We start from the raw sequence: 17,625 nt of genomic DNA on the forward strand, positions 1-17,625 counted from the left end.
AGCTAGGCGACAAGTGAATGAGTCGCTAGGAGCATACATCAGTATGTGACTAGTGCGAATGAATGCGGTCAACAACGCTACAACTTGAAGTATGACGAGTACGTTGCGCCTTAGCTAACATCTTCTTTAATACATGAGAAACGGCAATAAAACCAAAGGAAGCAGTTACCATTGTCACCGCGCCAAAACCCGCTGAGCAGTCCATACGTTTGACGCCATCGGCAGTACTTTTGGCCGCACACACCGTACCATCTCCTTGAGGGTAGACTAATTGCTCGGTTGAAAAAACACAATCTATGCCTAATTTACCTTTGCTATTTTTCACAACATTAAAATCAGATTTTAAACGCTCACGTAATTTAGCGGCTAATGGATCTTGAATGGTTTTCGCTAAATCGACGACTTGGATTTGAGTTGGATCAATCTGTCCGCCTGCGCCACCAGTGGTGATAACAGGAATTTTATAGCGACGACAGTAAGCTAATAATGCAGCCTTTGGTCTAACACTATCAATAGCATCAATCACATAATCAAATGAGTTTTGCATCATTTCTGCCACATTATCAACCGTAACAAAATCATCAATACAAGTAACTTTGCATTCAGGATTAATTTGCAAAATTCGCTGCTTCATCACTTCACATTTAGGCTGGCCGACATGCTCTTTTAACGCATGAATTTGTCGATTGGTATTGGTGACACACACATCATCCATATCAATTAACGTAATAGCGCCGATCCCACTGCGAGCTAAGGCTTCTGCAGCCCAGCTACCAACGCCACCAATGCCGACAACACAAATATGTGCCTGAGAAAAATAATACAGCGCTTGTTGTCCATAAAGACGGCCAATACCAGAAAAGCGTTGCAGATAGGAGTCTGATAATGAATTTTGCATAATGCGATAACAACCTAGATAGCAGAAATAATCATGGCTATTGTTAATCAATAGCCATGGCGTTTGCTCATTTTACCGTTAATATGACAATATAAATAGTCAATCGTTTTACTGTATGGGGTTCAGTAAGGTGGGTTGCGATTTTTTTAATACCCATACACGTCCATAATGATTATAAAAACCCGCCATTTGTCCGGCTTCTTTACCAATACCATGATAAATATCGAAATGATGTCCTTTAATGGCTCCCCCCACATCCAAAGCAACCATTAAACGCATTTGGTATTGTCCAGTAAACTTACCGGTATTATCTAAAATAGGGATTTCAGCTAATAATACGGTTCCTGCGGGGATAATACTTCTATCCGAAGCCACTGACGCTTTAGCAATCAGCGGAATAGCGCTTGCCCCTCTTACTGGCGTAAAAGGTTCAGGTTTAAAGAAAACGAAAGAGGGGTTTTGTTCTAATAATTTTCTGACTTCTTGTTCACTATGCTTATCAGCCCACTCTCTAATTGCCAACATTGACATCGCTTCTTTTTCAACTTCACCATTATCAATCAGCACTTTACCAATACTGCGGTAGGGATGACCATTTTTCCCAGCATAACCAAAGAAGGTTAAAGGTTTACCATCACCATAATCGACATAGCCACTGCCTTGCACTTCCATCATAAAGTTATCCATGATGGAGTTACTATAAGCGGCAATTAAAGTGGGGCTTAAAGCACCGTTATAGATAGCCGCTCGTGAAGGCAATTTACCACGCACTTTGGCTGGCATGCGGTAGAGCGGATATTTAAAGTCACCTTGTGGCGTTAAACGTGCTTCTAAAACAGGGGTATAATATCCGGTAAATTTTACATTCCCATAATTATCTTCCCCTTCCATTTGAAAGGCTGCGATATTAAATTGACGTAATTGACGCGTATCTGCCCCTGAGCGTAACCAATTTTCCACTGCTTGATAAGTATCTTGATTACTATTGTATAGACGTGAAGATGTTTGATTTATTTGGTTAATTTGTTCAAGGTAATCTGAGCCATTAATGGGCTTGCCTTGCGTATTTGGCGAGTTAACTTCAATAAGATCTTGCTTAAGCTTACCATCTTTATACTGTTGTCCCTGATCTGTTGGACGATGGCAGCCTGTTAAGGCAAGCGCTAATATCCCCAAAAGCAACGATTTTCGCCAAGTAACCATTTTTTACTTATATTCCTACTTTAAAAAGAGTTGATGACAAGAAAGATACCAAAGCCAAATCAAGAAAGATATCGATACAGAAGTGGTTGCGGTTTTTTTAATTATCGGCTTCACCATTTAGTGTGTTATCTAAAGTATAACTGTCTAAAATTACACCTCTATGTATTATTTCTGACCGTTTTTAAAAGAAAATGGCAAAAATTACATAAAAAACTTGCAAGTTATCAGATCCTGAGTATAGTGCCCCTCTGTGGAGACGCGGGGTGGAGCAGCTTGGTAGCTCGTCGGGCTCATAACCCGAAGGTCGTTGGTTCAAATCCGGCCCCCGCAACCAATTCACAACATACGCATTAAGTTAAAATTTATAGATTCAGTCGCGGGATGGAGCAGTCTGGTAGCTCGTCGGGCTCATAACCCGAAGGTCGTTGGTTCAAATCCGGCTCCCGCAACCAATTTCTATAAATGTTTTCGGACGCGGGGTGGAGCAGCATGGTAGCTCGTCGGGCTCATAACCCGAAGGTCGTTGGTTCAAATCCGGCCCCCGCAACCAATCCTTTCCCTAATTCTATTTTCTACAAATTCCCATTAAATACTCTCTTAATCCCTACTCTATTTACAATAACCGATATACTCCCTGTTACTCAGTTATGATTTAACTTATTGGATAAAAAAATAATAAGTTGTTACCTCTAGTAGAAAATAACTATTTATTTCCCACTAGAAGTCTCAAAAATAAGTTGTAGTTGTATAGCGAGATCAGCCTCGATCAGCTAATGTCAGTTCACCACCATTAGCAAAATAGGCTTTAATACCTTTGAAAATAGATTCAGCAACTTGTTGCTGGAATTTGGCTGTTTTGAGCTTTCGCTCTTCTTCAATATTACTAATAAAAGCCGTCTCTACTAAAATAGAAGGGATCTCAGGGGCTTTTAAAACCGCAAATCCGGCTTGATCGACCTTATTTTTATGTAGCTTATTCACGCCACCTAATAATTTTAATACCTCACTACCAAATTTTAGGCTGTCATTAATTGTCGCGGTCTGTACTAAATCAAGCATTGCGTGATCAACATAGCGATCACCACTTCGACTCACCCCACCAATTAAATCCGCTTCATTTTGGGTTTGAGCTAGGTAACGTGCGGTATTACTTGTTGCGCCTGTTTTGGATAACGCGAAAACAGAAGAGCCTCTAGCCGAGCGATTGGTAAATGCATCTGCATGAATAGAGACAAAGAGATCAGCCTGCATTTTCCGCGCTTTCGCTACTCGCACTTTTAAGGGGATAAACACATCCTCATTACGCGTCATATACGCTTTCATTTTGGCATCTTTATCAATCAAAGCTCTTAAGCGACGGGCAATTTGTAGTACAACGTCTTTCTCACGAGTTTTATATTTCCCCATCGCTCCCGGATCTTCACCACCATGGCCGGGGTCAATCATGATAATAATCGGCCTATCTCGTCCTGCTCTTCCGGGCTTACGCGTATCCGTTTGTTCAGGCACAGCTTGTTGTAAATCCCCTTCGTTATATTCACGCAATAGCGCTAATAGCGGATCATCTTCACTTGTCGCCGCATGACTTGGATAGAAATCGAGCACTAAGCGATTTTTAAATTCAGCAACTGGTTTTAAAGTAAACATTTGTGGCTGAACGGGGGTTTTAATTTCAAACACTAAACGAACCGTAGTTGGGGTATTTTGACCGACACGAATAAGTTTTAAGTAAGGATCGTTTGTTTGCACTTGACTAGCCATACCTTTCAGAACGCTATTCAGTTGGATACCTTCAAGATCAACCACAATTCTATCTGGTGCTGATAACGCAAACTGGCGATATTTCAAGGGTCTACTTGATTCGATAGTCACACGTGTATAAGTCGATGCAGGCCATACCCTGACGGCAACCACTGATGATGTTGCCGCTAAGCCAACAGGACTAACACTTAATAACAATAACGCGCCAATTCCTTTAATAAGACGACGACGTGTTTGATTATGTTCTGAATGACTCATGAAAATATTCCAAAAAAAACGATTAACATCAAAAAGTGCTAAAACAGACGGTCAAAAAATATCTGAACGAAAAACTTTACCGAATCCACACTTCACTGTCACTTAAAAACAGCACAATTACACACTTTTATACAAATATTCTGCCTTCTGTTAAAACAGTAAGATCGGATTTTACTTGCCATTTCCGCTCAAAAAGAATAAAAATACATTAAATGCGAATAAAAATTCACTTGAGAGGGGCTTTATGAAAGAGCGTAGCACCGAATTGGTCGATGGTTTTCGACACTCGGTTCCGTATATCAATGCACATAGAGGTAAAACATTTGTCATTATGCTAGGGGGAGAAGCAATAGCCCATGAGAACTTTCCCTCTATCATTAACGATATTGGTTTATTGCATAGTTTAGGAATACGGTTAGTGGTGGTTTACGGCGCTAGACCACAAATCGACATGGCTCTTGAAGAGCAAAAAATTTCTCCGCTCTATCATAAACACACACGAATTACTGATAGTAAAACCCTTGAAGTAGTTAAACAATCTGCCGGTACCTTACAACTCGATATTACTGCTCGTTTATCAATGAGTTTAAGTAATACGCCCTTGCAAGGAGCGCATATTAATGTGGTTAGCGGTAATTTTGTCATTGCCCAACCTTTAGGTGTCGATGATGGGGTCGATTATTGCCATAGCGGTAAAATTCGCCGTATTGATGAAGAGGCCATTCATCGTCAGTTAGATAACAATGCCATTGTGTTAATTGGCCCTGTTGCCGTCTCTGTTACAGGGGAAAGTTTTAATTTAACCTCTGAAGAGGTCGCAACCCAGCTAGCTATCAAACTTAAAGCACAAAAGCTTATTGGCTTTTGCTCTTCGCAAGGGGTTGTAGATGCAAGTGGCCAGATTGTGTCTGAACTTTTACCTAATCAAGCAGAAGAACGAATTCAAGCATTACAAACTACAGGCGATTATCACTCAGGTACTGTACGTTTTTTACGAGGTGCGGTAACAGCCTGCCGTCGTGGTGTTGAGCGTAGCCATTTATTAAGCTATCAAGCGGATGGTGCCATTGTTCAAGAGTTATTTTCTCGTGACGGTATTGGTACGCAGATTGTGATGGAAAGTGCCGAGAAAGTCCGCCGCGCCAATATTAATGATATTGGTGGCATATTAGAGCTTATTCGTCCATTAGAGCAACAAGGCATTTTAGTACGCCGCTCAAGAGAGCAACTTGAGATGGAAATTGATCAATTCACTATTATTGAGCGCGATAATCTCACCATTGCTTGTGCCGCCCTCTATCCTTATCAGTCTGAAAAAATAGGAGAAATGGCATGTGTCGCCGTTCATCCTGACTATCGTAGCTCTTGTCGAGGTGAAGTGTTGTTACAACGCATATCAACCCAAGCTAAACAGATGGGGTTAGATAAATTATTTGTGCTCACGACTCGTAGTATTCATTGGTTCCAAGAAAAAGGCTTTACGCCTGCTGAAATCGATAAATTACCTATTGAAAAACAGGCTCTGTATAACTATCAGCGCCGCTCTAAGATCTTAATTTTAGATCTACATAAAGAGTAGTTTTATTAATAAAGTAAAAAAGACAGGCTCCCCCTCTCAAAGCCTGTCTTTTACTATTCACTATAATTATATTAAATTAAAAAATCACTCAGTAACGCAGTTTTTCAACTAATCCACTGCGGCGTTGAATACGTGTCTGGATCGCCATTTTCACCATATATTCAGAAGAATAAAGTGATAGCTTCTGCTTGGCTCGCGTTATCGCCGTATAGAGTAATTCTCTGCTAACAATAGGAGAAAATTGTGTCGGTAATACCAATGCCGTATGGGTAAATTCCGAACCTTGTGATTTATGCACTGTCATCACATAGGCAGTCTCATGTTGCGGTAAACGACTAGGTTGGATAGCTTTCAATGTGCCATCAGGCAACTGAAAGAAAGCTTTCATTTCTCCTTCATCGCTATTAAGCATAATGCCGATATCACCATTAAATAGCCCCAATGTGCTGTCATTACGCTGGATCATAATTGGTCGCCCAATATACTCCCGCTGATAACTATTTATAGGTCGTCGTATCAAGCGTTGGCGATGTAACAGCATCTCAATACGTTCATTTAGTCCTGTGACACCAAAAGGCCCTTCTCGCAAAGCGCACAATAAACGATATTGATTAAAGCTATGAAGAATAGTCTCTGGTGCTGCTTTTTGTGCGACTAACGATAGATAGTGATGATAAGCCTTAGCAACATCTTGAAGCATCTTCATATAGCTCTCATCGGTGTCTAATGAGATAAATTCGATGTCCTGCGGATCGGTATGTTTTTCTCGCTCAGTGCTCTCTTGTGTTACTGTCGCTTTTTTCAGTAACGTCATAGCACTCTTCACTTGTCCTTGATTAACCGCAAAAGCTAATTGACCAATACCTGAATGTGAGCCAAAACGATAACTTTTACGCAGTAAACATAGTGAATCACTGACCACCGAAACTGGCGTAGTAGAAGTCGTCATAGAAGCGGGATCTTTCTGTAATTCACCTTGTGTTAAGCGATCAATCTGCTCAAAACGGCGTTGGCTAAACCCCTGATCCGCAAAACGACAAATATCCCCTAAAACGGCTCCTGCCTCTACCGAAGCGAGCTGATCTTTATCTCCCAGAAAAATAACATGGCAATGTTCCGGTAAAGCCTCAATTAAACGCGCCATCATCGGTAAATCCACCATAGAAGCTTCATCTATGACCAAGATATCAAGTTGTAGCGGATTATCGCGATGATAACGAACTTGCTGACTTTCCGGCTGAGCACCTAATAAGCGATGAATGGTTTGCGCTTGATCGGGCATCCATTTTAACTCTTCTTCACTTAGTGCCAATTGCGCTAATGCTTTACCTAATGATTCGGTCAATCTAGCTGCCGCTTTTCCCGTGGGTGCGGCTAGTTGAATAATGGGTTTTTCATTCGCCGTTAGCATGACAAAAGCAGCTAAAATCTTTGCTACTGTCGTGGTTTTCCCTGTTCCTGGGCCACCCGAAATAATCGAAATAGGGCTTGTAATAGCAACCGCTGCGGCGACTTTTTGCCAGTTAGTTTCAGCATGGGTTTTAACGCTTGGGAAAAGTTGATTTAATACGTTTGTTAATTGATTTTCATCGATATCAACCACCCGTTGCTCTTGGCGAAAAAATTGCGCAACTTGCTCTTCATAACGCCACATTCTTTGTAGATAAAGTAATCCGTTATCGAGAATAATAGGTGAAGGTAGATCACTATGGCCTTGATTAACACACTCGCTCTGATTAAGCTCTGCCAGTATTTCTTTCGCTGATGGTTGCGCCATTTCCTGCCAAATGGCTTGTGAAAGCTCGGTGTGTCGTCCATCAAACAATTTATCTTGTTGTATGATATTTAACGGTAAGCAAACATGGCCCGCCCCTGTTTGAGCACTGAGATAGGCAAAAATAAACAGTAGGATAGGATTTTCATCTGCCACCAGCATTTGAGCAAAACGTAAATCTAACGGGCGCAATAGGTTTTGTGCAATTGCTTGTTCTAATAATTTAATCATTTGAATTGTTCTCACCCAGCACGTTCACTTTACTGCCGTTAACCTCAAGCGCTTCCCCTTTAAATAGCGCATCTAATGCCTCTACAAACTTTTCTTCAGGGAGATAGGTATAGACGCCATTGCCCGGGTAGTCAGCATCAATACCACGTAAGAAGAGATAGCAGATCCCACCAAAATTACGTTGATAATCATAATCAGGTAAGCGTTGTTGTAAAAATCGATGTAGCGCTAAAGTATAGAGTTGATACTGTAAATCATAACGATGATCGCGCATTGCATTGCTCATCGCCTCTTGCGTGTAATCCTCACTCGATTCACCAAGCCAGTTAGATTTATAGTCAACCACATAATACTTACCCTCCCAACAAAATACTAAGTCAATAAAACCTTTTAGCATGCCTTGCACTTGCTGAAAATTGAGGGCTGGACATTGCGCAGATAAAGGATCGTATTGACGGGTTAATGCTGTTAACTGTGCCGCCGACATCTCCTTTTCAATAGGCAGATAGAATTGTAGCTCATCGAGTTGATGCTCCTTAGGAATATCAGCTAAACATAAGCCTTGCGCATTTAATGGGGTATGAAAAAGGGTTTCCATCCAAGCCACCAACAATGGCGTCCATTTCTCCTCAAAACCTTGGACAATAAGTTGCTCTTGCATCCAACTTTCATCAATAGGCTGTGAAAAATCAAGCTGTTCAAGCAAACTATGTAAAAATGTCCCCGCGACTGCACCACGAGGGAAGTGATGAATAGAGAGTTCATCGCTGTGTTGCGCCGTTTTCTCACCTTTAGCATCGGTATCTAAGCCCGGAGCGATAGATTGCACCAAGGCATCCAAATCAGCACTATCAAATAGATATCCACGAGCAGAGTGTTGTGCCGTTAATCCCGAATAACTGGTGATACGCCAATTATCATTAATTTTTCGCTTAAATATGGCGGCATCTAAAGCAATATTCGTTGTGTGTGGAGATTGATATCGATGCGTTGAGGTATCACCTAACGTGATCACTTTTATATTGTCATCAAGCAATTGATTAATGGATTGATGTAATAGCTCACTATTACCCTCTTCCCCATGCTGCAACAGATATCCCAGCGCATTTTTATGCAAATCAGTTAATCCTGACTTACGTTTATTTCCTTTAACCAAAGGCGCAACACCAACATAACAACAAAATTTCGCCCGAGTTAATGCAACATACAACAAGCGTAAATCCTCTGCCAATCGCTCTTCATCAGCAAGACGCACGCTATCAGGTTGATTAAAAATATCTAGTTTTGCGTAAAATTCATCTCTATCATGATAAAGCGCGCCCTTTTGTTCTTGATAATTACAGGCAAAAGGTAGACAAACAATGGGATATTCCAATCCTTTAGATTTGTGAATGGTACAAATTTGCACTAGATTTTTATCACTTTCCAAACGCATTTGCTGACTTTCCGCTTGTGCATCTGGTCGAGAAATTTGCTGGGCTAACCAACGAATAAGGGCGTGCTCGCTATCAAGCTGTAATGATGTTTCTTGTAGCAACTCGCCAATATGCATGATATCGGTTAAACGTCGTTCTCCTGCTTGGCTTGCGAGTAAGTTCTCAGCGATTTGGTTTTCTATCATGACTTTACGTAGCATAGGTAACACACCACGTTTTTGCCACAAGACAAAATAATCAGCGAATTGCTCCACATAGCGGTTCCAACGCTGTTCATCTTGATTAAGTTCGTCAATTTGTTGTGCGTTAAATCCAAACAGTGCACTGGCAAGAGAAGCTCTTAACACCCGTTCTTTTTCAGGGGTTACCACTGCTTGTAGTAACCAAAGTAGATCTTTGGCTTCATTGGTTTCAAACACACTTTCTCTATTGGATAAAAATACTGATTGGATAGATAACAGATCTAATGCATCTCGGATCAATAATGCTTCTCGGCGACTACGCACTAGCACCACAATATCGGCAGATGTAACAGCGCTTTTATTATCTTGTTCGATTAACCAAGCTTGTTGATTGTCACCGGCTGATAACCAGTCACGAATTTGCATCGCACATTGCGAGGCCATTAATTGTTCATAATTACCAGTTGAAAGGCTTTCACCTTCAGCTAACCAAAAATTTAATGGGGCAACCGTTTTTTGCTGGTAAATAAACTTCATATGCTGATTTTTTTCAGCCGAATTGACCTCAATAAAAGGAATATGATCAAACAAAAAAGGGGTTTTAGAACGTAAAAACAGTTTATTAACTGCACTTACCATACCCGGAGCCGAGCGCCAGTTAGTATTCAATGTATAGTGGTGATCGGTTTGTTGCCTTGCCCGAATATAGGTAAAGATATCTGCACCACGAAATGCGTAAATGGCTTGTTTGGGATCACCAATAAATAGCAAACCACTCTCTGTATGCTCACCATAGATAGTATCAAAAATACGATACTGCTGAGGATCGGTATCCTGAAATTCGTCAATCATCGCGACGGGATAACGTTGGCGAATAGCATCTGCTAATGCTTCGCCGCCTTCTCGTTGCAATGCCTTATCGAGACGCGTCAACAGATCATCAAATCCCAACTCACCACGACGCATTTTTTCATTTTCTATCCCTTGGCGTATTTCAGGAATGGCATTAGCAATGATCACATCACGTAACGTTAAACTTTGTTGGCAAAGTAGTTCGATTTCCGCAAATAAAGCGTGCTCAGGCGCAGCACCCTTTGTAGTTTTTTCATGTAGGGTTGCTTGCGAAAAACGACTTAAACAGTCAGGTAACTGATAACTTTTGGTTTCGAGTGGAGTGGCCCATGCGGTGATTTCATCGATCCATTTAGGTAAGAAACGACTACTGTAACTGCGTTTATCAACACCAGATGAAGTTATCCAATCTGCAATCTCATTGCAATGATGACGCCATAGTGCTTTAACTTTATCAATGGCCTCAATGACTGCTTGATGGCGCTGTTCAACAGTCTCTTTTTTAGCGTCGAAATCAATACCTTGAATTTCGGGGCATTCACCTTGTAAATAGGGTTGAATTTCATACAGCAGTTGCTCAGGGCCAGACCAAATTTCGCTTACCGCATAGGCAACATCATAAGAAAGGGGATAACAGTGCCTGCGCCAAAAATCAGCGCAAACACGTTTTTTTAACTCATATTCATCTTGGATCAACACCTGTTCAAACAATACACCAGATTCAAAGGCGTTAGTGGCTAACATGCGCTGACAAAAACCATGAATAGTATAAATGGCGGCTTCATCCATTTGACGCTCAGCTTCTAATAGCCATTGCGCCGCCACCATTTTATTCGGGATTTGATCTAATAATATTTGGTAAGCGTTATTGTCATTTTCTACTTGATGACGGATACAGGCTAGCCTTAACTGATGAATATTTTGACGAATACGGGCGCGTAATTCATCCGTTGCCGCTTCGGTAAAAGTAACGACTAAGATCTCTTCAACACTTAAGGGGCGATGAAATGCTGACTCGCCCCCTAATCCAAGCAGTAATCGTAAATACAATAACCCTATAGTGTACGTTTTCCCTGTTCCCGCAGACGCCTCAATGAGGCGTCTTTGATACAAAGGAAGTGTATAGGGATCTAATACCTGTGCCTGTATCACTTCACTCACTCTTTAATTTCCTCAACAGGTAATGTTTTTTGTAATTCACTCACGGTTGAATAGATTTTCCACTGTTTATTTTGCGCATAATCAGCGTTGTTACCCTCTTTCCCGATTATTTGTGAAACAAACACGAGTCCTGTCGGTTTAATTATCGCTTTTTCATAAAATTCGATTGCTTGTTTTAGCGTTACCTTATTCAGTTGGGCTAAAAACTTCTCACGACCATCATATTTTAAGTTATTACGATAAAAATCATTACGATAAAGAGAAACCTCTTCATAAAATGTTTGCGGTGGTTGTTTTACTTCATCAATAATGGCTTTTTTATATTGATTAAATTCAGCTTCACTTAGCTTTTTCAAACGATCATAAGCTTGTTGATAAAATGCATGATAACGCTCATTGAGATAAACTGGTGGTTTAGCATTACTTTGCAGTAAAAAGCCTAAACCGGACTGCTCGCCCATTGAAGCTTGGAAAGCAAAGACCGCATAACCTAATTGCTCTTCTGTTCTGAGTTGTTCAAAGAACCAAGGATGCACGATAGAGGATAATACTGATGTAATCGCTTTTCCTTGTAGACGCTCATAGCCAACAGGGATAAACAATTCCCCTAGCGCATTATCGGTACTTTTAGATTTATTTTGGAATGTAACTTGATTTAATTTATCAAAAACTAATGTGTCGCCAATCCAATATTCTGTTCCTTTATTGCCTAATAATGCTTGTGCCGATTTAACTATCTCACGGCTCTGCTCTGGCGTTAAATTACCGATAATTAATGCTTGAAGCGCTGCATTTTCAATGACATCACGACGATTATCTTTAATATCTTGTAACGTTATCGACTCTAACGCCTTAAGTTTATCGGCTTCTTCATAATAAGGGATCGTATTTAAGCGACGGGCAGGTAACATTGCAGCATCATACGCTTTAAGGTTATGCGTCACTTCCAGTTGTTCACGATACCAAGATTTAGCTTGATCAAGCTCTTGCTGAGTGGCTTCAAACGTTATATAGCTTTTTAGTGTGGCATTTACTAGCTCTGGTAAATGTTGAGTATAACCATTGACTGAGAAATCGACTCCACGCCCAGAAGAAGAGGAGATATTCATGCCGGCAACAGAAGCTTGATAAGCCAGTTCACTAGAGGTTAGATCAGCAAGGTAATTGGTCAATGTTTGTATAACTTGCTGTTTAACTGTGCGATCTGCATTTTTGTTCACTAAACTTAACGTCACACTGGCTTTCGGCTCATCAGAAAAATAGTGCGATGGCATATAGAATAACCGAGCATGACTGTCTTGCCATAATAATTGAGGCTTAGTGATGTTACTATCAGCATCAATAAGTGACAGATTATCAGGAATATAAGGGTTTAGTGTCGGTAATGACAATGAGATGTCGCTGGCTAATTCCTGCCATGAAGCTAATTGCTTCGCAGTAATTTTATCCACTTGATAAGGTGCATGAACAAAATAAGCTTGCTTATTTGAAGGCTCATTAGGGCTAATCACCCAAATACGCGCATTTTCTGGTGTAAGCGATCCTAGGCGAGAAAGGATCGCTGAAGGTTGATAATCATCGGCAATAAAATCTGCATTAAGAATATTTTTAATCGGATAACGCAGCATCATATCGGAGATATCTTCAATATAGTTCATATCTCTGACAATAGAGCCATAGCGAAATGAGAGGTCAAGCACATTGGCTATTTCTTTAAAATAGCGCTCACTGACCCCTTTATTTTGGATCAGTTGAATATAAGAAAAAATCGCTGAAATAACTTTATCTTTCTCAGCAAGGCCTTTGTCTGTTAAAGAAACATAAATGGTAAATGAACCTTGGTTGCGATCGATATAGGATTCAGATGAAGCACTAATATTCTCTGCTAATCCTTGCTCTTGTAACCAAGTTGCTAGTGTTCCCGTGCTACGATTGCTAATAAGGTAGCCAATATATTCATCTGATTTACTGCGAAAATCGGCAAGATTATTATCAATACCAAATTCGATTTGTAAGGTTTTTTGTGGCTGAGCTGGGACTAAGTGGATCATTATCCCTTTTTCTTTTTCTGTCATCGCAGGCACCGTCGTTACTGGTGCTTGGGTGTTTTTATTAGGAATACGGGAAAAAGTATCAGCCGCTAATTTAGCGAGTTCGTCCAGTGATTTATTACTATAAATCACCCCATTCATTAAGTTACCAGAATAGTATGTTTGATAGAATTTCACTAATTCATCTTGTAATTTACTCTCTGGCTTATCACTTAATGTTTCTAAGTTTCCTCCCATAAAACGAGAGCTTGGATGAGCCGGATTCAAAGTTTCGGCTCTCACTTGCCAAAAACGCATTCCATCGCGGGAGCGAGCCATGGTTAATTCCGCATTAACCGCATTACGTTCACGATCGGCATATTTAGGATCAAGTAATGGCTCCGCTAGTACATCTGCCAAGCGATCAACAGCTTCATTAATGGCGCTATTTTCAACTTCTAAATAAAATGCGGTGCGGTAAGTGGTTGTGCTGGCGTTATGAGAGCCACCATTTTTATTTAAAAACTCTGTCAGATCCCCTGATTTTGGGTATTTGGTCGAGCCCATTAACACCATATGTTCTAAATAGTGGGCAAGACCTTGTTGGCTATCTGGATCTTCTAATGCACCGACAGGCAGAGCAACGGCGGTTAATGATTTGACCGCTTTTTTATCTGAAACCAGTAATACGGTCATATCATTAGCTAATTTAATAGCCTGATAATCACGTGGATCACTTTCACTTTTTTCAATGCTATCCGGCAATACTTGCCAAAGTGGATCTGTTGCGAAGCTGTTGATACTGACTAGCATCAATAGCAACATAATCCAAAGTTGCGATAAGTATTTTCTCATCTGATATGAGCTCCCTTATTTTTTTATAAATGGAATGATTGGCTTAAATATGGCTAACGTGGTCTGTTTTACTGCCTCAAGAAAAGGTGCATCAAGCTGATGAAATACACGTTGAATATAGATATCATTCATTTCACCTTCTCGGTTATAGCTATCGGTTAAATATTGCGTTAATACCAATTCTGCCTTGTTTTGTATCTCTTCATCATCAAATAAAAACGTCTGTGTTTTTTTATCGAAGCAAGCTTGTAACCAAGCCCAACCACTATTGGCGAATAAGGCTAAAGGTGTATTCATCCCTGTTTGATAATCTTGGATCAATCTTTCAAGGGTTGAATACGCAATATCCGCAGACACCGGTGATAGACACCATTGCGACTCTTTTCTACCATAAAAACGGCTTTCGCCAGTTCCACCACTTAAGCAGTACACGAGATGTTCTATCCATAATTGCAGTAGATCATTAGCTGTTAATGTGGCGGGTCGCCAACGGAGTAAGCCATCGGCTTGTACTTCATTTAAACGACCAATTAATGGGATCGCATTAAATTGGTATTCTATTGTGACAGAATGGGTTGCTAAACGTTCACTTCTGACTTTTTCGGCTAAAGGTTGCAACGTTTCTATTTGTTGCTCCCAATAAATTTGACCAAACGCACTAGCTGGTAATTTTCCAGCTGCTTTAATGCGTTCATAAAGTGCTTCTGTTGATGTCCCTTCGATTAAGGCTTTTAATAACCATTGGTTTAATAGATAACGTTGTAATGCATTAATGACAAAAGGCTCTTCTTCCGGTAGCTCGGTCTCTTCAATAACAAAATTCGTTTTTAGACTTTGCTGGAAAAAAGCGCGTACGGGATGGCGATAAAAGCGTGATAGTTCATCTAAAGAGACTTTCTCAATTTTTTTATTTAATGGCGTTGGAAATGCTTGGTGAGCAGTCCCTTTCCCACTTGCTGCCGGTAACCATTCAGCGGCATAAGAGCGATATAGCGCATCCGTTTTAAAGTTTTCTGGCGCAAAAGGCACTCGACTATGTTGGGTTAATAAGTGGCTGATGATACGCTGCGCACTGTCATCAACATTTAATGATGCATCTTCCCTTAAACGGAAATTTTGCCCAATATAATCTTGTAACTCTTTAATCAATACCGAAGGATTACATTCGCGATCGTCACGAATAGATTTACCAATATAACTGATATAAAGGTATTTTTCTGCTGAGCTTAATGCTTCTAAAAACAGGTAGCGATCATCATCACGACGTTTTCTATCACCTCGACGACGTTTTTCTGCCATTAAATCAAATCCTAATGGCTGAATATTACGTGGGTAGACCCCATCATTCATTCCCAATAAACAGACTGCTTTAAATGGAATTGAACGCATTGGCATTAAGGTGCAAAAATTAAGGCTTCCGGCTAAAAAGCGTTGGCTAATTTTCTCATCATCAAAACGCACTGTAAGTTCATCGCGGATCAGCACTAATGGAATTTCATGTTGATAGTGCGCCTCTAGACCATTTTTTATCACCTTTTGCCACTGTTGTGTGATAAGCGCCAATACCAGCTCTGTCTCTTCATCAGTGTCAAAAAAGGCATCAACAAGCTGTTGACCGATATCAAGCCACTCTTCTAAGTTTCGAGTTTCGCTTAATCGAGTTCGCCATTCACTTAAGGTATATAAAAAATCTGCTAGATGCCCTGCTAACTCAGCGACTAGGCCACTTGATTCATCGTAAGGCAGTACCCCTTGCCACGGCCCTGCCTCACTGTCCATCGCATAACCAAGAAGCATCCTTAATAACCCAAACTCCCACGTATTTTTTCCTGTCACAGGTAATAAAAAGGAGGCCACATTTTCATCATCTAATCCCCAACGTATACCTGACTCTTCAACCCAGCGCCGTAGTAGCTTCAACTCATTTTCAAAAATGGCAAAATGCGCAGCTAAGGCGGGTACTTCAAGTAATGCAAGCACTTGCTCTGCGGTAAAACGGCTTTGAGGTAATTCTAATAAAGTGATAAAAGCTTGTAAGACAGGATGTACTTGGCGAGCTTTTCGGTCTGAAATGGCAAAAGGAATATAACGCTCTGCGGGCGCATTACCAAATACGGCTTGAATATAGGGCGTATAGCTATCAATATCCGCCACCATAACAATAATATCTCGCGGTAATAAATCAGCATCTTGCTCGAGGAGATGCAGTAATTGGTCTTGTAATACCTCGACTTCCCGTTGTGGGCTATGGCTAGCATGAAAGGTCAAAGAGCGATCATCATTGGCGATGATCCGTTTTTTTTCACTACTTTGGTAATCCTCAAGCGTCTGACCTATTTGTGAAAAATCCTCTAAATCGAGTATATCGGCCTGAAGTTGATGCAGTAAATTATCTCTTGGTATATCAACAAAAGCATCTAACACATCGCTATATTCAAGCTCAGAAAGAAAATAGAGATTATCTTTACCTAACTTTCCCCAAGACGCTAATAGTGGATTGCCGACATTTTGCTCCCCTTCTTCATTAAATAGTGTCGATGCATTTTGTTCATCTTTAAACCAAGGTAGTTCATGAAGTTGCTGATAATGTCGAGGCTTTCTACTATTTAGACGAGCGAGGAATTTTGGATCTTGAATATCTCCCCAGTAATAGCGGCAAGGATTAGTAAACAATAAATAGATTTCGGTATGTCTACCAATTGCTTGCAGTGCTTGCAAATAGACTTGTGGCAATGCTGAAATACCACAAATAAAAATACGCGATGGAAAACAGTGCGCAAGCGCCCCCATAGGCACATCATTCAAAGTAGAAATAAATTGTTGATAAAGATTAGCACGATGCCATTTAGGTTGCGCAAGATCTTCTGTATAGCGTTGCAGTGCCAACCACAGTGTTTTTTGCCAGTATTGATTGTCACTCAAGCCATCAATTAGTTGATCATTTTCCCATGCCGACAACCAATCGGGACGATAAACCAGATATTGGTCAAAGAGATCCGCCACACGCCCCGCTAGTTGATGTAATTTACGTTTGTCTTCATCATCTTTAAGATAATGTAGCAAGGGTTTAAATGCCGGATCATCAAGGTAATTAGGCAATAATGCCATTAGTTTCCATGTCATGGCATCTTTAGAAAACGCACTTTCTTTAGGTATACCTGATAATACCCGAGTAAACATTTCCCAAATAAAAGTAGCGGGTAATGGATAACGGATATTAGCAGCAATACCCAAACTTTCTGCTAATTGGATTTGTAACCACTGCGACATTCCGGGACTTTGCACTAAAATCACTTCTTGCTCAAAAGGCGATGATAGTGGCCGATTTTGCATAAAATGTACCATCAGTGATTTAAGTAGTGATAATTGATTTGAATGGTAAATATGGAACATCAGATCCTCATT

Annotated in this window: 8 protein-coding genes and 3 tRNA genes; 4 read left to right on the plus strand and 7 right to left on the minus strand. The window is 40.6% G+C overall.

What is annotated here, in order from left to right; translation table 11 throughout:
* Positions 1–49: 49 nt before the first annotated feature.
* Positions 50–898 carry a tRNA cyclic N6-threonylcarbamoyladenosine(37) synthase TcdA gene (tcdA, locus tag AACQ49_RS05065; RefSeq protein WP_004245501.1) on the minus strand — a complete coding sequence of 283 codons (849 nt, stop codon included), beginning with the start codon at positions 896–898 and terminating at the stop codon, positions 50–52.
* 108 nt (positions 899–1,006) lie between these two features.
* Positions 1,007–2,101, minus strand: coding sequence for a murein transglycosylase A (gene mltA, locus AACQ49_RS05070; protein ID WP_004245504.1), 1,095 nt, complete (start codon positions 2,099–2,101; stop codon positions 1,007–1,009).
* 257 nt (positions 2,102–2,358) lie between these two features.
* Between mltA and AACQ49_RS05075 the strand changes: the two genes are divergently transcribed.
* From AACQ49_RS05075 to AACQ49_RS05085, 3 genes are all read left to right on the plus strand, one after another.
* Positions 2,359–2,435: transfer RNA gene (locus tag AACQ49_RS05075), tRNA-Met, on the plus strand.
* A 41-nt stretch (positions 2,436–2,476) separates the two neighbouring features.
* Positions 2,477–2,553 (plus strand) — tRNA-Met (locus AACQ49_RS05080).
* A gap of 21 nt (positions 2,554–2,574) precedes the next feature.
* Positions 2,575–2,651: transfer RNA gene (locus tag AACQ49_RS05085), tRNA-Met, on the plus strand.
* Between the two features lie 206 nt (positions 2,652–2,857).
* On the opposite strand, the gene amiC is transcribed toward AACQ49_RS05085, so the two are convergent.
* On the minus strand, positions 2,858–4,120 hold the full coding sequence (gene amiC / locus AACQ49_RS05090) for an N-acetylmuramoyl-L-alanine amidase AmiC (RefSeq protein WP_004245505.1): 1,263 nt from the start codon (positions 4,118–4,120) through the stop codon (positions 2,858–2,860).
* A gap of 244 nt (positions 4,121–4,364) precedes the next feature.
* On the opposite strand from amiC, the gene argA reads away from it, so the two are divergent.
* A complete protein-coding gene (argA, locus tag AACQ49_RS05095) occupies positions 4,365–5,699 on the plus strand; it encodes an amino-acid N-acetyltransferase (RefSeq protein WP_036895561.1) in 1,335 nt (444 codons plus the stop codon).
* An 88-nt stretch (positions 5,700–5,787) separates the two neighbouring features.
* Here the strand turns inward: argA and recD are convergent, their stop codons facing one another.
* Genes recD through recC form a run of 4 tightly spaced genes read right to left on the minus strand, consistent with a single transcriptional unit; the run spans position 5,788 to position 17,613 of the window.
* Entirely contained in the window at positions 5,788–7,704 is a 1,917-nt protein-coding gene (gene recD / locus AACQ49_RS05100; RefSeq protein WP_161778915.1) for an exodeoxyribonuclease V subunit alpha, read from the minus strand.
* A complete protein-coding gene (gene recB / locus AACQ49_RS05105; protein ID WP_161778916.1) occupies positions 7,697–11,335 on the minus strand; it encodes an exodeoxyribonuclease V subunit beta in 3,639 nt (1,212 codons plus the stop codon). Before recB ends, recD begins: the two co-directional genes overlap by 8 nt.
* Positions 11,332–14,220 carry a pitrilysin gene (ptrA, locus tag AACQ49_RS05110; RefSeq protein ID WP_161778917.1) on the minus strand — a complete coding sequence of 963 codons (2,889 nt, stop codon included), beginning with the start codon at positions 14,218–14,220 and terminating at the stop codon, positions 11,332–11,334. Before ptrA ends, recB begins: the two co-directional genes overlap by 4 nt.
* A gap of 15 nt (positions 14,221–14,235) precedes the next feature.
* A complete protein-coding gene (recC, locus tag AACQ49_RS05115) occupies positions 14,236–17,613 on the minus strand; it encodes an exodeoxyribonuclease V subunit gamma (RefSeq protein WP_049257360.1) in 3,378 nt (1,125 codons plus the stop codon).
* Positions 17,614–17,625 lie beyond the last annotated feature (12 nt).

The organism is Proteus sp. G2675 (assembly GCF_963886535.1).
GTDB lineage: Bacteria > Pseudomonadota > Gammaproteobacteria > Enterobacterales > Enterobacteriaceae > Proteus > Proteus mirabilis.